At 58.0% G+C, this 23,281-nt stretch carries 18 protein-coding genes; 5 read left to right on the forward strand and 13 right to left on the reverse strand.

The genetic code is table 11. From position 1 onward, the window contains the following. Together B347_RS0109345 and B347_RS0109350 are read left to right on the forward strand one after the other, a co-directional pair. On the forward strand, nucleotides 1–394 hold a 394-nt coding region (locus tag B347_RS0109345), incomplete at its 5' end, for a catalase (protein ID WP_019409445.1). Beyond that, the gene (locus B347_RS0109350; RefSeq protein WP_019409446.1) at nucleotides 391–930 is read left to right on the forward strand and encodes a cytochrome b; all 540 of its coding nucleotides are present in this window, start codon (nucleotides 391–393) and stop codon (nucleotides 928–930) included. The genes B347_RS0109345 and B347_RS0109350, both read left to right, overlap by 4 nt. A 102-nt stretch (nucleotides 931–1,032) precedes the next feature. Here B347_RS0109350 and B347_RS0109355 read toward each other — a convergent pair whose 3' ends face one another. The 10 genes from B347_RS0109355 to B347_RS0109400 all read right to left on the reverse strand — a co-directional run bounded on the left by B347_RS0109355 (nucleotide 1,033) and on the right by B347_RS0109400 (nucleotide 14,384). After that, the gene (locus B347_RS0109355; protein ID WP_019409447.1) at nucleotides 1,033–1,620 is read right to left on the reverse strand and encodes a glutathione S-transferase; all 588 of its coding nucleotides are present in this window, start codon (nucleotides 1,618–1,620) and stop codon (nucleotides 1,033–1,035) included. After that, the gene (locus tag B347_RS0109360) at nucleotides 1,617–5,258 is read right to left on the reverse strand and encodes an AAA family ATPase (protein ID WP_019409448.1); all 3,642 of its coding nucleotides are present in this window, start codon (nucleotides 5,256–5,258) and stop codon (nucleotides 1,617–1,619) included. Before B347_RS0109360 ends, B347_RS0109355 begins: the two co-directional genes overlap by 4 nt. Continuing rightward, a complete protein-coding gene (locus tag B347_RS0109365; protein ID WP_019409449.1) occupies nucleotides 5,255–6,499 on the reverse strand; it encodes an exonuclease SbcCD subunit D C-terminal domain-containing protein in 1,245 nt (414 codons plus the stop codon). Before B347_RS0109365 ends, B347_RS0109360 begins: the two co-directional genes overlap by 4 nt. Nucleotides 6,500–6,552: 53 nt before the next feature. Continuing rightward, nucleotides 6,553–8,187, reverse strand: coding sequence for a BatD family protein (locus B347_RS0109370; protein WP_019409450.1), 1,635 nt, complete (start codon nucleotides 8,185–8,187; stop codon nucleotides 6,553–6,555). Next, nucleotides 8,184–9,926, reverse strand: a complete 1,743-nt coding sequence (locus B347_RS0109375; RefSeq protein ID WP_019409451.1) for a tetratricopeptide repeat protein — start codon at nucleotides 9,924–9,926, stop codon at nucleotides 8,184–8,186. Before B347_RS0109375 ends, B347_RS0109370 begins: the two co-directional genes overlap by 4 nt. Then, on the reverse strand, nucleotides 9,923–10,999 hold the full coding sequence (locus B347_RS0109380) for a vWA domain-containing protein (RefSeq protein ID WP_019409452.1): 1,077 nt from the start codon (nucleotides 10,997–10,999) through the stop codon (nucleotides 9,923–9,925). Before B347_RS0109380 ends, B347_RS0109375 begins: the two co-directional genes overlap by 4 nt. Beyond that, nucleotides 10,992–11,486 (reverse strand): DUF4381 domain-containing protein, encoded by a 495-nt coding sequence (locus tag B347_RS0109385; RefSeq protein WP_019409453.1) that lies wholly within the window; start codon nucleotides 11,484–11,486, stop codon nucleotides 10,992–10,994. The genes B347_RS0109380 and B347_RS0109385 overlap by 8 nt, the downstream gene beginning before the upstream one ends. Beyond that, nucleotides 11,483–12,427: a DUF58 domain-containing protein gene (locus tag B347_RS0109390; RefSeq protein WP_019409454.1), complete on the reverse strand. Its 945-nt coding sequence runs from the start codon at nucleotides 12,425–12,427 to the stop codon at nucleotides 11,483–11,485. Before B347_RS0109390 ends, B347_RS0109385 begins: the two co-directional genes overlap by 4 nt. Before the next feature lie 2 nt (nucleotides 12,428–12,429). Then, nucleotides 12,430–13,389, reverse strand: coding sequence for an AAA family ATPase (locus B347_RS0109395; protein ID WP_019409455.1), 960 nt, complete (start codon nucleotides 13,387–13,389; stop codon nucleotides 12,430–12,432). Between the two features lie 134 nt (nucleotides 13,390–13,523). Continuing rightward, complete coding sequence (locus B347_RS0109400; protein WP_033387568.1) at nucleotides 13,524–14,384, reverse strand: LysR family transcriptional regulator; 861 nt, start codon at nucleotides 14,382–14,384, stop codon at nucleotides 13,524–13,526. Between B347_RS0109400 and B347_RS24815 the strand changes: the two genes are divergently transcribed. Beyond that, the gene (locus tag B347_RS24815; RefSeq protein WP_019409457.1) at nucleotides 14,368–15,225 is read left to right on the forward strand and encodes a DMT family transporter; all 858 of its coding nucleotides are present in this window, start codon (nucleotides 14,368–14,370) and stop codon (nucleotides 15,223–15,225) included. The genes B347_RS0109400 and B347_RS24815 overlap by 17 nt on opposite strands. Here the strand turns inward: B347_RS24815 and B347_RS0109410 are convergent. Together B347_RS0109410 and B347_RS0109415 are read right to left on the reverse strand one after the other, a co-directional pair. Next, entirely contained in the window at nucleotides 15,222–15,971 is a 750-nt protein-coding gene (locus B347_RS0109410; protein ID WP_019409458.1) for an amidohydrolase family protein, read from the reverse strand. The two genes, B347_RS24815 and B347_RS0109410, sit on opposite strands and share 4 nt — an antisense overlap. A gap of 51 nt (nucleotides 15,972–16,022) precedes the next feature. Next, nucleotides 16,023–16,382, reverse strand: a complete 360-nt coding sequence (locus tag B347_RS0109415) for a hypothetical protein (RefSeq protein ID WP_019409459.1) — start codon at nucleotides 16,380–16,382, stop codon at nucleotides 16,023–16,025. A 487-nt stretch (nucleotides 16,383–16,869) separates the two neighbouring features. Between B347_RS0109415 and B347_RS0109420 the strand changes: the two genes are divergently transcribed. Then, complete coding sequence (locus B347_RS0109420) at nucleotides 16,870–21,726, forward strand: NAD-glutamate dehydrogenase (RefSeq protein ID WP_019409460.1); 4,857 nt, start codon at nucleotides 16,870–16,872, stop codon at nucleotides 21,724–21,726. Between the two features lie 78 nt (nucleotides 21,727–21,804). On the opposite strand, the gene B347_RS0109425 is transcribed toward B347_RS0109420, so the two are convergent. After that, complete coding sequence (locus B347_RS0109425) at nucleotides 21,805–22,068, reverse strand: DUF4404 family protein (protein ID WP_019409461.1); 264 nt, start codon at nucleotides 22,066–22,068, stop codon at nucleotides 21,805–21,807. Nucleotides 22,069–22,375: 307 nt separating this feature from the next. Between B347_RS0109425 and B347_RS0109430 the strand changes: the two genes are divergently transcribed. Further along, nucleotides 22,376–23,065, forward strand: coding sequence for an MlaA family lipoprotein (locus tag B347_RS0109430; protein ID WP_019409462.1), 690 nt, complete (start codon nucleotides 22,376–22,378; stop codon nucleotides 23,063–23,065). Nucleotides 23,066–23,281 lie beyond the last annotated feature (216 nt).

Raw genomic sequence — 23,281 nt, forward strand, 5'->3', positions numbered from 1 at the left:
GGGTGTGGTACCTGAAGGTCAGGACGCTCCTGGTGCGAGTGCGCCCAACGAAGCGGATTATCTGGAAAAAGATCTGGCGCAACGCTTGTCGGTCGGGCCATTGAAATGGCAGTTCAACCTGACATTGGCCGAGTCGGGCGACCCCGTTAATGATGCGAGCAAACCCTGGCCAGCCGAGCGTAAGGTGGTCAATGCCGGGACCTTGGTTCTGCAACGCGCAGAGCCGCAGAACAATGGCGAGTGCCGCGACATCAATTATGACCCGCTGATTTTGCCCAGTGGCATTGAAGGCTCGGCAGACCCCTTGCTCGCTGCGCGCTCAGCCGCGTATGCCAGTTCCTATCTGCGCAGAACCAGTGAAGTTGACCAACTCTCCCTGGAGAAACGTCCATGAGCACACCCACCTCGCATTTTGCGCCCTTGGCACGCCTGCTGCACTGGTTGATGGCGCTGATGGTCATTGCCATGCTGTTTATTGGCGCGGGCATGGCGGCGTCAGTTTCCGAGCGCCATGAATGGCTGCTCAATCTGCACAAGCCTTTGGGCATCGCCATTTTGCTGTTGGTGGTGGTGCGGCTGTTTGTGCGGTTCTCAACCCGGCAACCGCCGCTACCTGCCGACTTGCCTGCTGTGCAAGTGCTGGCGGCTAAGTTCTCCCATGTGTTGCTCTACGCGTTGATGTTCATCTTGCCGATTGTTGGCTGGGCGATGATCTCGGCGGCGGGCGACCCGGTGATGCTAAGCAGCTCTTTGCAACTGCCATCGATTTTGCCAGCTAACCCCACCACCTTTGCCTTTCTGCGCAAGGCTCACACGTACTTAGCGTATTTACTGTTTTTTACTGTGCTGTTGCATCTGGCGGCGGCGCTTTTTCATGGCTGGGTGAGGCGCGATGGAGTACTGGAAAGCATGCTTCGGGGCAAGGATTAATCAGTAACTCCCCTGTAGGAACAGCCGGTCGACGCTCGATTGCCTCGCGATCTTTTAAGGATCAACAGATCGCGAGGCAAGCTCGCTCCCACGGGATTTGCGTCAGGTTTTGGTCATGACAGAGGTGAACAAGGGCGAGGCCAAAAATCGTTCCAGCCAGGCGTTCAAGCGCGGGTAGGGCGCTCGCTCGAACCACTCATGATCCACGTGAGCGAACTGGCGTACAAACGGCGCTAGCGCCACGTCCGCCAAGCCCAGGGTGTGGCCTGCAAGGTATGGCGTCTGTTTGAGCAACGCTTCCAAACGCTGCAAAAATTGCTCTCCTTGCGCCCGGTAGTGCTCCATCGGTTGCTCGGGGTAGCGAATCGCATATTTGTAACGATCCAGATTAGCCTTGAACACCTGGTCATTTTCTTCAATCAGCGCTGTGCTGTTTGCTCCAAGCCAGTTGTCTGGGTCGTGCTGAGCCAAGGCCCAGTGCATGATTTCCAGGCTCTGTTCGATCACCCGGCCATCTGCACAGGCCAGTACCGGCACCGTGCCTTTAGGCGACAGGGCCAGCATGTCGGCGGGCTTGGCCTTGAGGCTGACTTCTATAACCGACAACGGCACGCCGCTGTAGCGTAATGCCATACGCGCGCGCATGGCGTACGGGCAGCGGCGGAAGGAATACAGCACGTGTGGAGTCATTTGACCTCCACGGTGCTCAAGCCATTGCCCTGACGGCGGACCTGGATTTGCACGGGAATGCGCTCGTGCATTTCCTGCACGTGGGAAATCACCCCAACTTTGCGGCCTTGGGCTTGTAGACCGTCAAGGGCATCCATCGCCAATTGCAGCGACTCAGGGTCGAGGCTGCCGAAGCCTTCGTCGATAAACAACGACTCGATTTTCAGCGTGCTGGACGCCATGGAGGCTAGACCCAGCGCCAATGCCAGCGACACAAGGAAGGTTTCGCCGCCGGACAATGAATGCACCGAGCGCAGTTCGTCGCCCATTTCGGTGTCCATCACCAATAACCCGAGCATGCTGCCGCCGCGTTTGAGGCGGTAGCGTTTTACCAGTTGCCGTAACTGGGCGTTGGCGTGATGCACCAGCAAATCGAGGTTGTAGGCCTGAGCGATTTTGCGGAAGGTGTCGCCCGTAGCTGAGCCGATCAAGGCGTTGAGACGTGCCCAGCGCTGCCATTCGCCATAAGCTTGAGCGATGTGTTGAGCCAAGGCCTGATTAGCCTCTTGGCGTCGCTGGTCCTCGGACTGTTGGGCACGCAATTCAGCCAGTTGCTGATCGCTGTCCGCAAGCAATGCATTGAGCTCATTGAGTGCGTTAGTGAGCGCTTCGGCATCGAGGTTGCCATTAGCGTGGGCCTGATGCTGGCTTAAACGTTGCTCGCGCTCTTGCAGCAAGACGCGTGCTTGCTCCACGGCCTTTTCACTGGCTTGCAGTTGCTGGCGCAGGTCACGCATGTGCGTGTCGTCGAAGGCCAGCAACTGTTGCAGGCGGGTATTGTCGAGTGCCGTGTGCTGCGCACGCCATTGCGCAACCTGTGCGCTTAAAGTGTCGTGTTCTTGTTGTTGCGCGTGCAGTCGCTCCTGATGGGCCTTGAGCTCGGCCGCCAGTTGCACCAACTGTTTGGCGGTGGTTTGCAAGGCCTCGCTGGCGTGGGTCAGGGAGATGCGGGCCAGTTCAACGGCCTGTTCAAGGTGTTGCTGCCATTGCTCGACACTGCTGTGTTTGCCCAACAGATCCTTGAGATTCTGTTCGCTGGCGTGTTGCTGCTCGAGCAACTCGGCCACGCTGCGTTGCAGGGTCTCCCGTTCTTTGGCGTGGCTGGCGTGTTGGTACTGTTCGCGCTCGATGCGACTGGTCCGCTCTGCCTGTTCGGACAGTTCGTCACGTTGCTGATCGAGTTGTTCCAGGCGTTGCGTCACCTGCTGATCAAGGGCCATGAAGCAGGCCGCCGCGTTCTCACGCAAGGCAGCCACTGTGGCATCGGGCAGCACGCGGACAAACCCGGCCAGCTCTTCCTCAAAACGCGCGCTGTCGGTTTTTAGGTGCTGTTGCTGATCGCTCAACTGCTGTTTGGCGAGTTGGCTGGCTTCGTTGCAACGCTGAAGTTGCTGCTGCACCTTCGCGGCTTCTTTGTGCAGGGTGAGCAGGGCGTTTTGACGCTGCTCGTCTTGGGTGATGCTGTGTTGCAGTTGGCTCAGACGCAGCGTCAGCCAGGCTTCGCGCTTGGCTGGGTCTTGTGCCTCCCATTGTGTGTACAACGGGTGCGCTTCCAAGCTTGGAGCCAGGGTTTGCTGTTCTTCGATGATCTGCTGGTGCTGTTGCAGAAATTCGCGATGTTGCGCGTTGACACCACCGACTTTCTCGCGCAACTGAATCAATGTTTCCTTGAGTGCATCCACCGCCTCGCGGGCATTGGCTTCTTCTTGCTCATCAAAACGCGACAGGCTTTGCAACAGCGCTTCTGGCTGGTGATACGGGTGTTCATGGCTGCCGCAAACCGGGCAGGGCTGGTCGTCTTGCAGTTGGGCGCGCAACTCTTCGACACTGGCACTGCGGGCTAAACGCTGGCGCTCAAGCAGTTGCTGCGTCACCTGGAGTGCCTGCTCAGCGGCCTCAAACTGTTTTTTGGTCTGGGTGCCTTGCTCGATCAGGTGTTCGCGTTCGGTTTGCAGGGTTTGCAACTTGAGCTGCACTGCCTGCAAGCGTGCTTCAAGGGCTAACTGGCCGCTGCACAGGCGCTGCAAGTCTTCAAAGGCACGCTGTTGCTGGCGGTTCTCAGCCAGCAGGTTGCCCAAGGTCTGGATTTGCTCGTTGACGGCATGCGGTTCGGCTTTGGCTTCCTGAAACAGTATTTCCAGGGTGCTGTTCAGCTCGTTGACGTGTTGCACAGCTTCGCCGGCACGTTGCTCAAGCGCCGGTAGTTCTTCGCGGCCTTTATTGAGCGTATTGCTCAGGCGCACCAACTGCTGCAGCCCGCGACGATGTCCGTCCCAAGCACTGGCCAGCGGGGCAAGCGCAGTGCTTTGCTCCAGTTGCGCGGCAATCAGCGCCAGGCGTTCGGTGCTGTGCTGCTGGCGTTCAAGCAACGCGTCCAGGGCTTTTTGCCCCTCGGAGCAGGCTTCTTCGGCCTGCTGCTTAAGCGTCTGTTGCGCGTTAAGTGTTTGCGTTAGGCGGCTGAGGTTAGCGTGTTCTAAATGCGCTTTTTGCAAATGCGGCGCGGCATCACGTTGTTCGGCCTGTGCGCGGCTGGCGGCCTGTTGCGCATCCTGGAGTGTTTGCTCAAGCCGGGTTTGATCTTGGCCACATTCAACTTGCTGTTGCAGATGCGCAGCGATTTGCTCGGCCAGCGGGCTCAGGTGTACGTCCAGCTCGGCTAAACGGGCGAATTGATGACGTTGAGGGGCGAGTTGCTCCAGCAACTCCAAGGTCTGGCGTTGCTCGGCTTGGCCGTTCCACAAGGTTTGCGCCTGCTGCAATTGTTCGGCGGCGCTGTGTTGCTGCTCTTGCAGTTCGCCTAGGGTTTTGAGCCATGTGTGTTGCAGTTCGAGCTGCTTGAGTTGGCTTTGCCGGGTTTTGAGTTGCTGTTGGGCGTCGCTGAAACGTTGGTCCAGTTCGGCGCGGGCTTCTGGCTCCATCGGGGTAACGCCGACCGCCTGATCCTGCAATTGCTTGTGTACGTCGCGGGCCTCTTTGGCTTTGTCGAACGCACGCTTGCCGAGGCGGGTGTACAGCGCGGTGTCAGTGAGTTTCTCGAGCAGCTCGCTGCGTTCGTTGTCGTCGGCTTTGAGGAAGGCGCTGAACTCGCTTTGGGCCAGCATGACAGCGCGGGTGAACTGTTCGAAGTTCAGCCCCAACCGTGACTCCAACTGCACTTTGTAATCGCTTTTCTGGCTGGCCAGCAGTTGGTCGCTGTCTAGATCGCGCAGGCTTTGGCGGCTGGCTTGCAGCTTGCCATTAGCCTTTTCACGGGCCCGATTGGCTTCCCAGCGCGCACGATAACGACGGCCATCGATGCCCATAAAATCGACTTCGGCATAGCCTTCGCCGGTGCCACGGCGCAACAGGGTTCGCGGGTCACCGGTGGCAATCTCGCCGTCGGCATCCGGGACTTTGGCATCCCGGCCCGTGTTGTTGAGACGCGGCACGGCACCAAACAAGGCCAGGCACAGGGCGTCGAGCAAGGTGCTTTTGCCAGCACCAGTGGGGCCCGTGATCGCAAACAAGCCGGCACTGGCCAAGGGTTCGGCGGTAAAGTCCAACTCAAACGGCCCCGCTAGAGAGGCTAGGTTTTTCAGGCGGATGGCGAGAATTTTCATGGTTGGTCACCTTCCAACTGTACGTCGTGCAGCAGCACTGCAAAGTCCTTTAGGGTCTGCTCGTCTGCTTCACTGCCATAGCTGTCTTGCCAAGCCCGGCTGAACAGTTCCTGCGGGGTCAGTTGGTCGAGTTCGATCAGTTGTGTGGAGTCGTCATCCCCCGAGCGACTGCCGCTGCCCGCGTATTCAGCGCCAATGCGTACTAAACGCACGGCCTTGCCTTGCAGGATGGTTTCGATTTGCTGGCGCAGGTCGGGTTGCGGCTCGTCAAGCTTGACCCGCACTTCGAGCCAGGGCTGGCGTTGGGTATCGGCGAGTAAGTCAATGTCGGGCAGTTCGGCCAGTTGGCTGAGAATCTCGGCCAGCGGCGCCGGGCCGATGCGTTGTAGGTTGACGGCCCGTGGGATCAGGCGCGTGTCGACCTTGACCAGGGTTTCTCCGTCCAGTGTGACGTCGAGGATCTGGTGCTGATAGCCGATTTCTGAAAACGACAACGGAATAGGCGAGCCGCAATAGCGGATTCGGTCTTCGCTATTCACCCGTTGTGGCTTGTGCAGATGGCCCAGCGCGACATAGCTGATGCTGGGGCCAAAGAGGCTGGCGGGCAGGGCTTCGGCGTTACCGATAATCAGGCTGCGTTCTGAGTCTTCCGACACCGAGCCGCCTGCCATGTGTGCATGGCTGATGGCAATTAGCGCCTGTCCTGGCTTGCGCTTAGCGTTGGCGGCCTCGATCAGCCATTCGTGAACCTGTCCAATGCCGCGCAGGTAGTCATCCCCCAAGTGCGCGCCGGTGACTTCGGCAGGCCGCAGGAAGGGCAGCGCCAAGCACCATGCAGCGATTTCGCCGGACGCATCGGGCAGGGGGATTAGCAGGCGTTCGGCATCCAGTTGGCCATCATCCAGCCACATGACCCGGCCCAGTGCGTGAGTGTGCAAACGGCGCATCAGCGGTGCGGGCAACTCGATGCGTGAGCCGGAGTCGTGGTTGCCCGCGATCATCACGATGGTCAGCGTGGGTTGCTGCTCGTGAGCGCTGACGATGAAGTCGTAGAGCCGTTCCTGGGCTTTGACTGGCGGATTGACCGTGTCGAATATATCGCCGGCAATCAGCAGCACATCGGGTTGTTCGGTGGCCAGTTGGGCTAGCAACCAGCTCAGGAAGCAAGCGTGTTCGAAGTCGCGTTCCTGGCCGTGGAGGTTTTGCCCCAGGTGCCAGTCGGAGGTGTGAAACAGGCGCATAACAGAATCCGTTAAAAAGGGTAATGCCTGACCTACAGGATCGTTACCCGTGATTATTTTGGGTAGAGCGGCGGCAAGCTGCTCGGTTCGCCTGTTGCATCGTGTTCGCGCTCGGCGGCCGGGATGCTGCGAATGGCTTTCCACAATTCTTCACCTTGCCAGTATTGGCCGGTTTCGCTGTAGAGGGCGCCGTTGAGACCGTCCAGTGCATCGGACAACAGCACAAAACGTGCGGCCATTTCGGCCAGGTTTTCCGGTTGTTGCCGGGCCCAGGCATCGAGGGCCTGGCGTGTGGCTTGCGGGTCGTTGGCCAGGCTTGCGCGCTTGATATCGTCGAGCAGCGTGCGCGGGCTCGGGCCCGTTTGCGTAGCGCGTAAAATCGCCGGTTGCCAGCGTGCGCGCCACCACAGGCCGAAGCCAATCAGGGTGGTGAAGGCCAGCAGTAAGGTGCTGAGTTGCCACCACCACAGGTTTGAGTCATCACTTAAGGGAGGGGCGATCGTGTTGCCAGGGTTTTCAGCCGCTAGGTTGGGATTGACCGCGACCTGCAAAGTGCGCGCGGGCAGGTAGCTGCGCTCCAGTCGGTCTTCATGGGTGTTCCACCACACTACTTCGACCGCAGGCAGTTCCACTTGGCCGACGCGGGTCGGCACCAGCGCTTCGCGTTCTTCACGGCTGCCGATTAGACCGTTTTCGGTGATTTGATTGCTCAACTGCGGCAAGTCTGGGTAGCGCCGTAAACCGTTGACGTCGGTCGCGGGCAACGGTGGAAGCTGCGCACTGGACAAACCTTCGGCTTTGAGGGTGAGGGTGCGGGTCAACGAGTCGCCGACCTTGCAGTGATCCGGCTCGGGGTTCCAGGTTTCACTCATGCTCAGGCTGCGGGCCGGTAACCAGGCGGCATTGGCCGGGTAATCCTCGGGCTTAGGCTTAACGCTCAACGAGATGTCCGCAGAGGTCACGTGGACCATCTTTCCGGGTTTAGGCCCCAGCGGTGCAGGGGCATTGGCTTGCTGGCTGTCGACCTGGGTGGCACTGAAGGTGAGCGCCGGTATGAGCAAATCGCCGCTGTGCTGGGGGTAAATCCCGTAACGGACTTCGATCACGCCATGGCGCACACCGTTGATCATCTTCTCGTAGGTGCGCGACTCGCCCAGTTGCTCAACGATGGCGTCGGTCAGGTGCAACGGGGTCAGGTTACTGTCGTCGTACAGTGCGACGGAATGGTAAACACGCAGGGTCAATATCGCTTGAGCTTGTACGTAGACGCTGGATTGGTCGAGGCTGGCTTCGATAAATACCGGTGCCAGCTCGGCTTCACTGGCGCTGCTTTGGGTCACAGTCAGGTTGATCGGCAGGCTATGGTAATCACCCACTTGCAGCGACGGGACGACCACCGTACCGGTTTGCTTGGGTTGCAGTGTGATGATCCAGCGGGTGGTGGCTTTGTTGTCATCACTGAGTGTGGTCAGTTGGTTGACCTGACGCGTACCGCGTACCTCAAACAGGTTGTCCAGTGGGGTGAGGTCGGGCTTGCCGAACAAGGTGGCGTCGTTGCTCTCCAGCGTCAGTTCGACGGTTTCGCCGGAACTGAGCTGGTCGCGGTCAACGCTGGCGACCAGCCCGAGCGCATGGGCGGGCAAGGTCCAGCAACAGAGCAAAAGTAGCAAAACGCAGAAGCGATTCATTGAGGCGTGTCCTGATGTTGCTGCTGTTCATACCAAAATTTTCGTCGCAACAACTCGCTGGGGTTGTCGGGGATCTGTCTGAGCCATTGTTCTAGCGCCTGATGGTGTTCGTCATCCATCGGGGTGGTTGATGTGGTAGGTCGGCGCGTGGTCGATTCATCATCGGGTTCGCTGGTGGGCTCTGCATTGGGTACCGGCGCAGGCTCAAGCGAGTCGTTGGTGTTGGCGTGCGCGGCAGGGTCGGTTGCCGAGCTGCTTTGCTGATGCGGGCCAGTATCGCCTGCGGCGGTGGAGCTACTGCTGCTGATCGAGGGGTCAGTGGCTTCGGGTTCGGTCGCGGTATCGGGGGCCTTGTTCGGCGGCGTGAGGCTTTGTTCACGCTTTTGCTCAAGTATCTGCTCGATCAAGGCTTTGTTTTGCGCCGCGACCTGCATGTCCGGTTGCAATTCGAGGGCTTGTTCGTAGGCGTCGATGGCGGCTTCGAGTTCGCCACTCATGGCCAGTGCGTTGCCGCGATTGTAATGGGCGGGGGCGCTGTTGACTTCGGCGAAGCGCTGCACCGCGCCGGTGTAGTCGCCGGCTTGGTACAGCGCCAACCCTTGCCATAGTGGGTCTTTGAAATGCTCTACGGCTTGCAGTGGCTTTTTCTGTTCCAGCAGGCGCAGGCCTTGTTGATCGGGGCGCAGCCACAGGTCGGTGAAGCTAAAGGCATAGCTGGGTTGCGGCAGCATAAGCAGCAAGGGTAGGCAAAACAGCCAGCCACGGCGGCCCGCGCAGGCCGCCAGCAACAGCAGTGGCAGCAGTAACCAGTAGCCTTGGTCGGCCCAGGTGTCGAGGCGCAAGGTCTGGCCGTCATCGCGCACGTGCTGCGGCCCGTCGAGCAAGCCCAGGCCGCGCAGATCGATGTCATCCAGCCGTGCCTGTCGATAGCGCCCGCCCACGTCTAGGGCAAAGGCTTTAAGGCTCGGGCTGTCAAGACGCGGTAAAAGAATTGCACCCTGGGCATCCTTGAGGAACTCGCCGTTTTCTTCGACCACCGGCGAGCCTTCTCGCGTCCCGATGCCGAGTATTAGCAGGGGCGGGGTGTGGCCATCCAGTGCCTGACGAATACCTGCACGTTCTTGCTCGCTGAGCGAGGAGGTGACCAACAGCAGCCGACCCTGGCCCAGCGCACCCTGGTCCAGCAGTTGCAGGGCTTTGCTGACGGCTAGGTCAGCGCGATTGCCCGGTTGCGGCATGATCGAAGGCTTCACGGCTTCAAGCAGGTTGCGACTTGTCGCCAGATCGTCAGACAACGGCACCAGTGTGTGGGCGCTACCGGCATACACAATCACGGCGGTTTGCGCATCACTGCGACTTTGCAGCAGGTCGTAGAGTTTACGTCGCGCTTGTTCCAGCCGATTGGGCGAGCTGTCAGTGGCGAGCATTTCTGGGGTCAATTCCAGCATCACCACCAGTGGGTCGGCAGGTTTTTGCGCCGATTGCTCCACGCGCTCCCAGCTAGGACCGAGCAAGGCGAACAGCGCCAGCAGCCAGGCCAGCCCCAGAGCAATCCACGGCAGTTTGCTGTCGCGACCCTTGCCGCCACTGAGCAAAACTCGATGAAAGGCTTCAGGCAGGATCATCTGCCAGCGGCCAGCGCGTTTTTTTCGATGCCAGAGCTTCCATAGCAGCCAGCTCAACAGGGGCAATGCCAGCAGCCACTCGGGGCGAAACCAGTGAGGCCAGAGCGCGCTCATCGGCGTCTCCGCAGGCGCAGACGTTTGAGCCGAGAGCGCCAGTCGGGGTGTTGTTGCAGAAAATGCCGCTTGCTGAGCAAGCGTTGCAGTGGATTGTTGGGCCACAGTTCGCGGATCACCAGCAGCACGCTCAGCAGCAGGGCGCCTGCCAAGGGCCAGCTATAAAGTGCGTTCGCAGGGCGCGCTTGGGTTGGCTGCTGGGCGACAGGTTCGAGCTGATCGAGTGTGTCTTTGATGGCTGACAGTTCCTGTCCATCGCGCGCCCGGAAATACCGGCCTCCGGTGATTTTAGCGATTTCTTCCATGGCGGGTTCGTCTAGGTCTACGCCCGGATTAATGCTGAACATGCCTTTGGCGCTGCTTTCTTCGGGGGCGGCGCCCACCCCGATCGGGTAGATCTTGACCCCTTCTTCAGCCGCTAGGCGCGCCGCAGTCAGTGGGTCGACCTGGCCGCCGTTGTTGGCGCCGTCGGTAACCAAAATGAGCACTCGGCTTTCTGCCGGACGCTGGCGCAGGCGTTTGAGGGCCAGGCCAATCGCGTCGCCAATGGCGGTGTTTTTACCTGCGATGCCGATGCGGGCTTCGTCGAGCCAGGTGCGCACGGTGTGGCGGTCGAAGGTCAGAGGTGCTTGCAGATAAGCCTGACTGCCGAACAGGATAAGACCCACTCGGTCGCCTTCGCGGTGTTCGAGAAAGTCGCCCAGCAAGTTTTTAACCGAATCTAGCCGGGTGATGTCTTCGTTATTCCAGCGCATGTCGGGGTAGTCCATCGAGCCCGACACATCCACGGCCACTAATAGGTCACGGCCGCTGGCGGCGATGGGCAACGGCTCGCCGAGCCATTGTGGGCGGGCCGCCGCCGTCAACAGCAGTAGCCACAGCAGCAGATAGGGCGTTTGCTGACGCACAGAGGGCATGGTCGCCCGTGCCTTGCGTCGTGTCAGTTCTTCCAGATCAGTCAGGAAGCTGACCTTGAGCGCGGCCTCGCCGCTGTCGGCAGCCGGTAGCACTAGGCGCATCAACCAAGGTAATGGCAGTAAGGCGAAGAGCCATGGCCAGGCAAATTCAAACATGTTTGCGAATCCAGGTTTCAACCGCTTGATTGAGCCCGGCAATGGCCTTGTCATCGAGCTTGCATTCGGGTTTGTAGGCGCCTTCCACCAGCACCATCCAGCGCGTCAAGCCTGCCGCAGGGCAGCGGTTGTCGAGAAACGCCAGCCACTTTCGGCCATTGAGCGTGTGGCTCTGGCTGTAGGGGTAATGACTGCGGCACAGGCGTTTGAGCAGGCCGTTGAGTTGTTGTAGCCACGCCCCGGCGGGCGCACCATCGTAGGGTTTGTTAAAACGTGCCAGTTCTTCGAGCGCTGCCAGCCGCACGGGGTCAAGGGGTTGCTCTACTCGCTGGGGTTGGCGTTTGGCAGGTAGGTAGCGGCGCAACCACCACAAAGCCCAAGCCAGTGCGGGAATCAGGATCAGCAGCAACCACCAGCCCGGCGCCGGTGGCCACAGGCCAATAGCGGGCGGGGGGATCAGCGGTTGCAACTGTTCAAGGTCTTTCATAGCGGTTTGCCGGGACGTTTGGCGTTCAGGTATTCACGCAGTTGCTCGATCATTTCGCTCTGCGTGCTGAGTGGCATCAACAGCACCCGCAGTTTTTGTGCGAGCAACTCCCAGCGTGCGATGCGCGCTTCTGCCTGCGCGCGGTAGGCTTGACGCAAATCATAGTTGAGCGTGTCGAGTTCCAGTTGCGCGCCACGCTCGGCAAAACGCAGCAGCCCGGCGGCGGGCAGAGCATGGTCTAGCGGGTCAGACAGCGGCAGCATGATCAAGTCGCAATGGCGCGACAGCAAGCTTAGTTGCTGTTCGGCGGCATCGGTAAGGGCGCGCTCATCGCAGATCACAATCACTAGGCTGCCGGGGCGTAGCACTTCGCGGGCGCGGATTAGCGCCATGCCCAACGCATCGCGGTCGGACTGCACTTCGGTGTGCAACGACTGGTTAACCCGCACCAGGCGGTTAAGCAACTGCAATAGGCTTTGCTTGTTGCGCCGCGGTTTGATTTCGTAATGTTCGTGGTCGCCGAATACCAAGCCACCGACTCGATCGTTATGGCCCAGCGCGGCCCAACCGATCAGGCTCGCCGCTTGCGCCGCGAGCACTGACTTGAACATCAGCCCTGAGCCAAAGAACAAGCGACGGCTTTGCTCGGCCAAGATGAAGATCGGCCGCTCACGCTCCTCATGGAACATTTTGGTGTGCGGTTCTTGGGTCCGTGCGGTCACACGCCAATCGATGGTGCGTACATCGTCGCCGGCCTGATAAACCCGTACCTGATCGAAGTCGACCCCACGCCCACGCAGTTTTGAGTGGTGCAACCCCACGAGGGGGCTACGTTGGCCGGGGGAGGAGAACAGTTGCACTTCGCGCACCCGATGCCGCATCTCGATCAGTTCGGCAAGGGTCACGCGAATGCCGGGTTCGGCGGGCAGAGGGTTGTTCATCGTCAGGCAACGGCTACAACATCGAGAATGCGCTGCACCACGCGGTCTTGGTCGATGCCCGCAGCTTCGGCCTCAAACGACAAGATGATGCGATGTCGCAGTACATCAAACAATACGGCTTGTATGTCTTCGGGGCTGACGAAGTCGCGCCCGGCCAGCCAGGCATGGGCACGGGCGCAACGGTCCAGCGCAATTGAGCCGCGTGGGCTGGCACCGTAGGCAATCCATTCGGCCATTTCGGGGTCGAATTTTCCGGGCGTACGGGTCGCCATCACCAGTTGCACCAGGTATTCCTCAACCGCATCCGCCATGTACAGCCCAAGGATTTCCTTGCGTGCTGCAAAAATAGCCTGTTGGCTGACCCGGCGCTCAGGCTTGGTTTCACCGTTGAGGGCTTCGCCTCGCGCTTGTTGCAAGATGCGCCGCTCGACGGCCGCGTCCGGGAACCCGATTTTGACGTGCATCAGAAAACGATCGAGCTGGGCTTCAGGCAGTGGGTAGGTGCCCTCCTGCTCAATCGGGTTCTGGGTGGCCATGACCAAAAATAAAGGCGACAGGTCGTAGGTGCTGCGTCCGACGCTGACTTGGCGCTCGGCCATGGCTTCCAGCAGAGCCGATTGCACCTTGGCCGGCGCACGGTTGATCTCATCGGCCAGTACCAGATTGTGGAAAATCGGCCCTTGCTGGAACACAAAGCTGCCGGTTTCGGGGCGATAGATTTCGGTGCCGGTGATGTCGGCAGGCAACAGGTCGGGGGTGAACTGAATGCGATGGAACTGTGCCTCGATACCTTCTGCCAATTCTTTGATGGCTTTGGTCTTGGCCAAGCCGGGGGCGCCTTCGACCAACATATGGCCGTCAGCCAGCAACGCGATCAGCAAACGGTCAATGAGCTTTTCTTGACCAAGAATCTGCGTTGAAAGAAAGGTTCGCAGCGCCAGTAGCGCTTCACGATGTTCCATCGATGACTGTTCCTGATAAGGACACCGGCGGCGCAAAGGTTACGCCGGGGCTGGGGACGGTACTTTAATCCATTGGAGGTCTATCGGACTAATGGCAGTCGGGCTTTTTATAGAAAAACCCTTAAACCGGCAGGTTATTGTGCGAAATGCTCTGTCAGCAGCGCCGCGAACGCGTCACGTGCCGTGTGCTGTCCGGTTTCGCTGTGCCAGAAAAATAGGTTGGGCATGGGCGCAAGCTCCGGGAAGCGGTAGGTCGTGAGCTGGGCACACGCGCCGAAGTGTTGAAGCATTCCTTCAGGTATCAACGCTAAACCTGCGCCAGCATTGACACATCCGATGATGCTGCCCCAGTTTGCGTAATCAATACTGTTGACCTCAAGTGCGTGCTCCGCCACCCAGTTTTCCAGTGCTGCACGGTAAGGACAGCCGGGTGGCCACATAAACACGGTGTGTTGGTGCACATCTGCAAGCTGGGTCAACGGTGCGAGCCTCGGGCTCGCAATCAACACTAACTGTTCCTTGTAAAGCATTGTTTTTTCTAGTTTTGCTTGAGTTATTTTGCCTGCGACCATTGCCCCATCAAGGCGGTGGTGCTTGACGTCTTCGAGCAATTGTTTTGATTTTCCGGTGACCAACTCTAGGGTGACTTGCGGGTAGCGCTGATGATATTCCGCCAGCAACGGCGGCAAGCGCCCGGTGGCGCAGGATTCGATCGCGCCAATCCGCAATTTGCCACTGGGCACGGCGTGGGGCCTAACGGCGCGCTTTGCCTGATCAAGCAGCGCCAGAATCTGCTCGCTGTAGCCCAGAAACACCTGCCCAGCAGAGCTGATGCGCAAACCTCGACCCGCACGGGTGAACAGCGCGGTGCCGAGTTCGCTCTCCAGTTGCTTGATCCGGGTGGTGATGTTCGACGGAACACAATGCAATTGCTCGGCGGCCAGCGCGATGCTGCCGCACTCGGCCACGGCCTTGACCATGCGTAACCTCGCCATGGCGGCTGTTGTGTTGTGTTGGGCCTATTCACCCGTCGGGATCCACATCGGGCTCGAGAGTTATTCGCCAGGCCATCTGGCTTTGCTCAGATTTTTGATAGCTTCTGCTCTTATGGCATTGATTGCATTGATAAAAGGTATCGGTTTTCCGCGTTTTCGCGATGTGCCGTGGCTGGTGTTGTTGGGCCTGTTCGCCGTGGCGCTGCACCACATGGCATTGAACATGGGGCAGCGCTGGGTCAGCCCCGGTGCCTCCAGTGTGCTAGCGCAGACTGCGCCGCTGTTCAGCACGTTTATTGCGGCGGTGTTCCTGAAGGAGCGGGTCAGTGGCTGGCGCTGGTGGTGGGTGGCTGTGGGTTTGGTCGGTGTGTTGGTGGTGATCTGGGGCGATATCGGTGCAGGAGAGTTCCATCCGCAGGGCTTGGTGCTGCTGTTGGCAGCGCTGTCTTGGAGCCTCTATTTCGTGTTGCAAAAGCATATTTCCACGCGTTACAGCCCTTTGACCATCGTCTGCTACATGGTCTGGTGTGGGACGCTTCTGCTGTGCGTGTATTGGCCGGGGCTCACGGACGAAGTGCTCAAGGCGCCGCTACGAGTGAATGTCGCGGTACTGATCCTTGGGTTGTTTCCCAGTGCGTTGGCTTATCTGTTGTGGGCCTTTGTACTGAGCCATACGGAGGTCAGCCGCTCGGTGAGCGTGATGTATTTGATTCCTCCGGTGGCGATGGCCTTAGCGGCAGTGGTGTTGGGCAGTAAGGTCTCTGCAGGCGTGGTCGCGGGTGCTGCGATTGTGTTGGGCAGCGTGATTGCGATGAATCGGGAGCGGGTGCTCAGCCGTTAGGCCAAGCGATACAAATCCCGTGCGTTGTGCCACAGGGCATTTTCTGCCTCGTCTTCACCAAGCGCATCAATAAGTATCTTTATGTCATTGTCTTTAAAGGGAATTGGTGCGCGGGTTGAAGGTAAGTCTGTACCAAACATCAGGGCGTACGGGTTGGCGCTGTGGATGTCTTGAAGGGCCTGCGGCACGGCAAAGTCCACCCGGCCAAAACCACAGGCTTTGATGCGTACGCCGCGCTCGGCTAGGCGCAACACGCTGGGCAGGCCTTCGCGGCTCAACCCCAGGTGATCAATACTCAGTGCCGGCAAGCGCAGTAAACGGTCGTGTAACGGCGCCAGTTCACGCGAGTCGATATACAACTCCGAATGCCAGCCCACGCATTCGAAGACGCGCTTGGCCAACGATTCGAGTTGGTCGAGTTGTTCAGAGCCTCCGCGCTTGAGGTTGAAGCGCAGGGCGCGCACGCCATGCTGATTGAGCGCTTCTAGCTCGGCGTCGGTGACGTTGGAAGGTAACTGAGTGACCCCGACAAAACCTGGCCCAAGTCGCTTTAGCGCGGCAATCAGGTAGGTTTGATCAAAGCCTTGAAAGGAGCCCGATACCACAGCGCCACCGACGATACCCAAGGGTTGGGTGCGTGCCAAATAGTCATCGACACTGAAAAACTCGGGCACATAGCCATTGTTTGGAATCAGCGGATAAGCCGGGTCGATGATGTGGCAGTGGGCATCGAAGCGTGGGCGCATGGTGTTTCTCCCTCTAGGTGTGCAAATCCCCCGTAGGAGATGGCCGGCGGTTTAGCTCAGTTCGTTGATGTACGTGCCGGTGTCCTTGAGGATGTTTTTCAGGGTTTCGTCAACTTCGGCTAAGTCGCTGCTGTCCAGGGTGTGCAAGATTTCAAGGTGGTCAGCGCCGTTCAATGCGTCGGTATCATCGGCGGCCACTTCAATCAGCAGGCGAGTGGCGCTAAGCGTGACCTTGACCCCATCAAGGGTTGAAGGATCTGCATCGCCAAGGGTGATCTCCAGTACGTCTTCGTCCGGGTAACGGCTCATCAGAAACATCTCATCCTGGTCACTGTGGCAGCACAGCATGGCCATGTTGTCTTCTTCGTCATCGCATGGGTTGGCCATTAGAAGGGCGGTGGTCATTTGCATGAAGGTCATTCCTAGCGCTTGCTGCGCAACTAAAAAGCCGATTTTGCCAGCCTGCGCAATTTTATGCAGGGTGAATCGTGGTTTCTAAGTAACACCCAACCATGGCGTGTGAGTCATTTCTGATAATGTCGACTGAAATTAAGACGTTTTTATGAAGTTTTATGACTATCGAGTGCTAGGGTTGTTCTTGAACAGGCCACAAGGTTGCCTCCCCATGACCGAATATGTCGCCGCACCGCAAGCAGGCCGGGCGAAACAGTCGTTAAGCTGCGCTGCAGATAGTTATCTCTAAAGGCACAGCCTGTTTATCCGGCAGTCGTTTTTGCAGATGCCCATCACGGAACATGAATGTGACCCTTGGGTCACAATCAGCTTCACCTCCTTGTCACGCTGTGTTCTTGAAGATTGAGCACAGTGTTGGCAGCTCCCCACGCGGGAACATCACGCGACGCTTCTCTCAATAACAAGCCCAAGCGGAGTACCACAGATGGCGTTCTTCACCGCAGCCAGCAAAGCCGACTTCCAGCATCAACTGCAAGCAGCACTGGCCCAGCACATCAGTGAACAGGCATTGCCACAAGTAGCGCTGTTTGCCGAGCAGTTCTTCGGCATCATTTCTTTGGATGAACTTACTCAACGTCGCATGTCCGACCTCGCTGGCTGTACGCTGTCGGCCTGGCGCCTGCTTGAACGTTTTGATCCGGCGCAACCTCAAGTGCGGGTCTATAACCCGGATTACGAGCGTCACGGCTGGCAGTCAACCCACACGGCGGTTGAAGTGCTACATCACGACCTGCCGTTTCTGGTGGACTCGGTACGCACTGAGCTTAACCGCCGCGGTTACAGCATTCACACCCTGCAAACCACCGTGTTGAGCGTTCGTCGTGGCGGTAAGGGCGAACTGCTGGAAGTCTTGCCGAAGGGCACGACCGGTGAAGGTATCTCGCAAGAGTCGCTGATGTACTTGGAGATTGACCGCTGCTCGAACGCCGCTGAATTGAATGTACTGAGCAAGGAACTCGAACAAGTCTTGGGTGAAGTGCGTGTCGCGGTCGCTGACTTTGAGCCGATGAAGGCCAAGGTTCAGGAACTGCTGGAAAGTGTCGATAGTTGCCCGTATGCCGTCGACGCCGATGAGAAGGCCGAGATCAAGAGCTTTTTGGAGTGGCTGGTGGGCAACCACTTCACGTTCCTCGGCTATGAAGAGTTTGTGGTGCGTGACGAGGCAGATGGCGGTCATATCGAATATGACCCGCAGTCGTTCCTTGGCCTGACTAAATTGCTGCGCGCCGGGCTGACTGCCGAAGACCTGCGCATCGAAGATTACGCGGTGAGCTACCTGCGTGAACCGACCCTGCTGTCGTTCGCTAAGGCCGCGCATCCAAGCCGCGTACACCGCCCAGCGTACCCGGACTACGTGTCGATTCGGCAGATTGACGCCGACGGCAAAGTGATCAAAGAGTGTCGCTTCATGGGCTTGTACACCTCTTCGGTGTACGGCGAGAGCGTGCGGGTTATTCCTTATATCCGTCGCAAAGTGGCTGAGATCGAGCGTCGTTCTGGCTTCCAGCCTAAGGCTCACCTAGGCAAAGAGTTGGCGCAGGTCGTTGAAGTGTTGCCGCGTGATGATTTGTTCCAGACCCCGGTGGATGAGCTTTTCAGCACCGTGATGTCGATTGTGCAGATCCAAGAGCGCAACAAGATCCGCGTGTTCCTGCGCAAAGACCCGTATGGCCGTTTTTGCTACTGCCTGGCTTACGTACCGCGTGATGTGTACTCGACTGAAGTGCGGCAGAAAATCCAGCAGGTCCTGATGGACCGCTTGCAAGCCTCTGACTGCGAGTTCTGGACGTTCTTCTCGGAGTCGGTATTGGCCCGCGTGCAACTGATTTTGCGGGTTGATCCAAAAAACCGGATCGATATTGATCCGTTGCTGCTGGAAAAAGAAGTGGTTCAAGCCTGCCGCAGTTGGCAGGACGACTATGCCAGCCTAGTGGTTGAAAGCTTCGGCGAAGCCAATGGCACCAAAGTGCTGGCCGACTTCCCAAAAGGCTTCCCTGCAGGTTACCGCGAGCGCTTTGCCGCGCACTCGGCCGTGGTCGACATGCAGCATTTGATGAGCCTCAGCGAGAAAAACCCGCTGGTAATGAGTTTCTACCAGCCTTTGGGGCAGAGCGCGGGCCAAGAGCTGCATTGCAAGCTCTACCACGCGGATACGCCATTAGCGCTGTCTGATGTATTGCCGATTCTGGAAAATCTCGGGTTGCGCGTATTGGGCGAGTTCCCGTATCGATTGCGCCATGTTAACGGTCGTGAGTTCTGGATCCATGACTTCGCCTTTACCGCAGGCGAAGGCTTGAACCTAGACATCCAGCAGCTCAACGACACATTGCAAGATGCGTTTGTGCACATTGTTAAGGGCGACGCTGAGAATGACGCGTTTAACCGCTTGGTGCTTACCGCTGGCTTGCCGTGGCGCGATGTTGCGTTGCTGCGTGCTTATGCCCGTTATTTGAAGCAAATCCGTCTGGGCTTCGATCTGGGCTACATCGCCAGCACCCTAAACAACCACACTGACATTGCACGTGAACTGACCCGGCTGTTCAAAACCCGCTTCTACTTGGCGCGCAAGCTGACCGCCGATGACCTAGAAGACAAGCAGCAACGTCTGGAGCAGGCGATTCTGACGGCGCTGGACGACGTTCAGGTGCTTAACGAAGACCGCATCCTGCGTCGTTATCTGGACTTGATCAAAGCCACGCTGCGGACCAACTTCTACCAGCCGGATGCCAATGGCCAGAACCGTTCGTACTTCAGCTTCAAGTTCAATCCGCACCTCATTCCTGAGTTGCCGAAGCCAGTACCGAAGTTTGAAATTTTCGTGTATTCACCGCGAGTTGAAGGCGTTCACCTGCGTTTCGGCAACGTTGCGCGCGGAGGGTTGCGCTGGTCGGACCGCGAAGAAGACTTCCGCACCGAAGTGTTGGGCTTGGTAAAAGCGCAACAAGTGAAGAACTCGGTCATCGTGCCCGTCGGCGCCAAAGGCGGTTTCGTGCCGCGTCGTCTGCCATTGGGCGGCGGGCGCGACGAAATTCAGGCTGAAGCGATTGCCTGCTATCGGATCTTTATTTCCGGCCTGCTGGACATCACTGACAACCTCAAAGATGGTGCGCTGGTACCACCGTTGAACGTGGTGCGTCACGACGACGATGACCCGTACTTGGTGGTGGCTGCCGACAAAGGCACCGCGACCTTCTCTGACATTGCCAACGGTATTGCGATTGATTACGGCTTCTGGCTGGGCGACGCCTTTGCCTCCGGCGGCTCGGCCGGTTATGACCATAAAAAAATGGGCATCACCGCCAAAGGCGCTTGGGTCGGCGTACAGCGCCACTTCAGAGAGCGCGGGATCAACGTTCAAAAAGACAGCATCAGCGTGGTCGGCGTGGGCGATATGGCCGGCGACGTGTTTGGTAACGGCTTGTTGATGTCCGACAAGTTGCAACTGGTGGCTGCGTTTAACCACCTGCACATTTTTATTGACCCCAATCCTGAGCCGGCCAGCAGTTTCGCTGAACGCCAGCGTCTGTTCGATTTGCCACGTTCGGCCTGGTCGGATTACGACACCAGCATCATGTCGGCAGGCGGCGGGATCTTCTCCCGTAGCGCGAAAAGCATCGCCATCTCGCCTGAGATGAAAGAGCGTTTTGCGATCAGCGCCGACAAGCTCACCCCGACTGAGCTGTTGAATGCCTTGCTTAAGGCACCGGTGGATCTGTTGTGGAACGGTGGTATCGGTACTTACGTCAAGGCCAGCACCGAAAGTCACGCCGATGTGGGCGACAAGGCTAACGATGCGTTGCGCGTCAATGGCAATGAGCTGCGCTGCAAGGTTGTGGGTGAGGGTGGCAACCTCGGTATGACCCAATTGGGGCGTGTTGAATTCGGCCTCAATGGCGGCGGCTCCAACACCGACTTTATCGACAACGCCGGTGGCGTTGACTGCTCCGACCACGAAGTGAATATCAAAATCCTGCTCAATGAAGTGGTGCAGGCTGGCGATATGACCGAGAAACAGCGCAATCAACTACTCGGCAGCATGACTGATGAAGTCGGCGCGCTGGTACTGGGCAATAACTATAAGCAGACGCAGGCTATTTCTCTGGCAGAGCGTCGTGCCTATGAACGCATTGCTGAATACAAACGCCTGATGAGCGATCTGGAAGCCCGTGGCAAGTTGGACCGTGCCATTGAGTTCCTACCGTCCGAAGAGCAACTGAACGAGCGCGTAGCGGCTGGCCACGGCCTGACCCGTCCTGAGCTCTCGGTACTTATCTCGTACAGTAAGATCGACCTTAAGGAAGCGCTGCTCAACTCGCAGGTGCCGGATGACGACTACCTGACTCGCGACATGGAAACAGCGTTCCCGCCGATGCTGGTTAGCAAGTTTGCGGCGGCCATGCGTCGTCACCGTCTGAAGCGTGAAATCGTCAGCACGCAGATCGCCAACGACTTGGTCAACCACATGGGCATCACCTTTGTGGAGCGCCTTAAAGAGTCGACGGGCATGAGCGCGGCCAACGTGGCTGGTGCTTATGTGATCGTGCGTGACATTTTCCACCTCCCGCACTGGTTCCGTCAGATCGAAGCGCTGGACTATCAAGTCCCGGCTGAGATCCAGCTGGCGCTGATGGACGAGCTGATGCGTCTGGGGCGTCGTGCCACACGCTGGTTCCTGCGCAGCCGTCGCAACGAACTGGACGCCGCACGCGATGTAGCGCACTTCGGGCCGCATCTGGCAGCGCTAGGGCTCAAGCTCGACGAACTGCTGGAAGGGCCAACCCGCGAAGGCTGGCAGACCCGCTATCAGGCGTACGTTGAAGCAGGCGTGCCGGAGTTGCTGGCCCGTATGGTTGCTGGCACGACGCACCTGTACACCTTGCTGCCGATTATCGAGGCCTCGGACGTCACGGGCCAGAATGCAGTGGATGTCGCTAAAGCGTACTTCGCCGTGGGCAGCGCGTTGGACCTGACCTGGTACTTGCAGCAGATCAGCAACTTGCCGGTAGAAAACAACTGGCAGGCGCTGGCCCGTGAAGCCTTCCGCGACGATATTGATTGGCAGCAGCGTGCAATTACCGTCTCGGTATTGCAGATGACCGATGCCCCGGTCGAGATCGAAGCGCGTTTGGCGTTGTGGCTTGAACAGAATCAGTCGATGGGTGAGCGCTGGCGCTCGATGTTGGTGGATCTGCGTGCAGCCACCGGCAACGATTACGCAATGTATGCGGTGGCCAACCGTGAACTTCTGGACCTGGCAATGAGCGGTCAAACAGGGCTCTGACAGCCTAAGCAGTAAAACAAAGCCCCGACTCAGGTGAACTGAGTCGGGGCTTTTTCGTTTCTGACGTTTGACGGAGAGTCAGATCCCGATATTACCCAGAGTTTGAACGATATTGCGCAGGGTACCGGCCAAGGCAGGATGATCAACTTCGAAACGTTCTACGGCGAGGTTGACCTCGTCAGAAAGGCTGGTGTTTTGAGTTGCGTTGTCTAACTTGATTTGTGCTTCGACTTTTTGTGACAGCTCGTTCAGGTCATCACGTTCGGCTTGAGACAATGGCGCATTTTTATCCAGTTGCTCGCGCAAGGAGTCGAGTTTTTCTTGCAGTTCGCGCGCAGGCATAGCATTCATCCTTTATTGATAGGCACTGGTGTAGACCTTCGAAGTGAGCCAAAGGTCTGTAAACGGGCGTCTAGAATAATCCACTCACGCTGAGAGTGCATGATCTCTATCAAAATCACACAGTGACACTTTTTTACGCGACTATGGCTCGCTTAAAAAGAATCCTTAGGGTTTCGGAACGTCTGGTAGCTCATCCAGTCTGCTTAGGGTGCCTCTTGGGGGCTGTCAAAAATGTAATTGCCGTTATACTCACCGCCTGACCCAGGGCGTAGCGCCCAAGTGTTAAGTATTCTCAAGGAGTTTTGCTATGCGCTGGACTAGTCGTCTTGCTCAATTATGTGTCTGTGCCAGTGTGGCCATGGTTCCCTTTGCCGCCAATGCAGCCACTGAGGATGATCCGTGGGAAGGGATCAACCGCATCACCTTCAAGTTTAACGACACACTTGATACCTATGCCTTGAAGCCAATTGCGCAGGGCTACCAGTTCATTACGCCGCAATTTCTGCAAGATGGCATCCACAACATGTACCGAAATATCGGTGACGTGCGCAACCTGGCCAACGACATCCTACAAGCCAAGCCTTATGCAGCCGGTGTTGATACCTCTCGCGTGCTGATGAATACCATTTTCGGTATCGGCGGCTTTTTTGATGTGGGCACCAAAATGGGCCTGCACCGCAACGATGAGGACTTTGGCCAGACTCTAGGTCGTTGGGGTGTGCCAAGTGGTCCTTATGTGGTTCTGCCACTGCTGGGCCCTAGCACCGTACGTGACACCGCGGGCATTTACCCGGACTCCTTCACAAAGCCTTACCGGTACATGAACGATATTCCGGCACGTAACATGGCGATTGGTATGGACGTTATTGACGCGCGCGCCAGTTTGTTGTCGGCTGAAAAGCTGATCACGGGTGACAAATACATCTTTATTCGTAACGCCTACCTGCAAAGCCGCGAGTTCAGAGTTAAAGACGGGCAAGTTGAAGACGACTTTTAAGCCGTTTCCCCCTTATAAAAAGCGGCCCAGGTGGCCGTTTTTTTGCACCTCTTGAAATGAGAAAATTTATCAATTGAAACGGGTTGAAACCTAGGTTTTAGTTGCTGTTCGCGAGGTTCTTATAACCCGATGTAATTTAACGCAACTAACACCTGAGGCCACTCTCTGCCTGAGCTTGAAACCCCTGGCGGATGGGAGTACCGTCTGCGCCTTACA

Source organism: Pseudomonas psychrophila HA-4 (assembly GCF_000282975.1).
GTDB lineage: Bacteria > Pseudomonadota > Gammaproteobacteria > Pseudomonadales > Pseudomonadaceae > Aquipseudomonas > Aquipseudomonas psychrophila_A.

What these genes read in the sequence shown, in the direction of transcription:
- B347_RS0109350 (WP_019409446.1), top strand. Translation starts at nt 391, where the DNA reads ATGAGCACACCCACCTCGCATTTTGCGCCCTTGGCACGCCTGCTGCAC.
- B347_RS0109355 (WP_019409447.1), bottom strand. Translation starts at nt 1,620, where the DNA reads ATGACTCCACACGTGCTGTATTCCTTCCGCCGCTGCCCGTACGCCATG.
- B347_RS0109360 (WP_019409448.1), bottom strand. Translation starts at nt 5,258, where the DNA reads ATGAAAATTCTCGCCATCCGCCTGAAAAACCTAGCCTCTCTAGCGGGG.
- B347_RS0109365 (WP_019409449.1), bottom strand. Translation starts at nt 6,499, where the DNA reads ATGCGCCTGTTTCACACCTCCGACTGGCACCTGGGGCAAAACCTCCAC.
- B347_RS0109370 (WP_019409450.1), bottom strand. Translation starts at nt 8,187, where the DNA reads ATGAATCGCTTCTGCGTTTTGCTACTTTTGCTCTGTTGCTGGACCTTG.
- B347_RS0109375 (WP_019409451.1), bottom strand. Translation starts at nt 9,926, where the DNA reads ATGAGCGCGCTCTGGCCTCACTGGTTTCGCCCCGAGTGGCTGCTGGCA.
- B347_RS0109380 (WP_019409452.1), bottom strand. Translation starts at nt 10,999, where the DNA reads ATGTTTGAATTTGCCTGGCCATGGCTCTTCGCCTTACTGCCATTACCT.
- B347_RS0109385 (WP_019409453.1), bottom strand. Translation starts at nt 11,486, where the DNA reads ATGAAAGACCTTGAACAGTTGCAACCGCTGATCCCCCCGCCCGCTATT.
- B347_RS0109390 (WP_019409454.1), bottom strand. Translation starts at nt 12,427, where the DNA reads ATGAACAACCCTCTGCCCGCCGAACCCGGCATTCGCGTGACCCTTGCC.
- B347_RS0109395 (WP_019409455.1), bottom strand. Translation starts at nt 13,389, where the DNA reads ATGGAACATCGTGAAGCGCTACTGGCGCTGCGAACCTTTCTTTCAACG.
- B347_RS24815 (WP_019409457.1), top strand. Translation starts at nt 14,368, where the DNA reads ATGCGTAACCTCGCCATGGCGGCTGTTGTGTTGTGTTGGGCCTATTCA.
- B347_RS0109400 (WP_033387568.1), bottom strand. Translation starts at nt 14,384, where the DNA reads ATGGCGAGGTTACGCATGGTCAAGGCCGTGGCCGAGTGCGGCAGCATC.
- B347_RS0109410 (WP_019409458.1), bottom strand. Translation starts at nt 15,971, where the DNA reads ATGCGCCCACGCTTCGATGCCCACTGCCACATCATCGACCCGGCTTAT.
- B347_RS0109415 (WP_019409459.1), bottom strand. Translation starts at nt 16,382, where the DNA reads ATGCAAATGACCACCGCCCTTCTAATGGCCAACCCATGCGATGACGAA.
- B347_RS0109420 (WP_019409460.1), top strand. Translation starts at nt 16,870, where the DNA reads ATGGCGTTCTTCACCGCAGCCAGCAAAGCCGACTTCCAGCATCAACTG.
- B347_RS0109425 (WP_019409461.1), bottom strand. Translation starts at nt 22,068, where the DNA reads ATGCCTGCGCGCGAACTGCAAGAAAAACTCGACTCCTTGCGCGAGCAA.
- B347_RS0109430 (WP_019409462.1), top strand. Translation starts at nt 22,376, where the DNA reads ATGCGCTGGACTAGTCGTCTTGCTCAATTATGTGTCTGTGCCAGTGTG.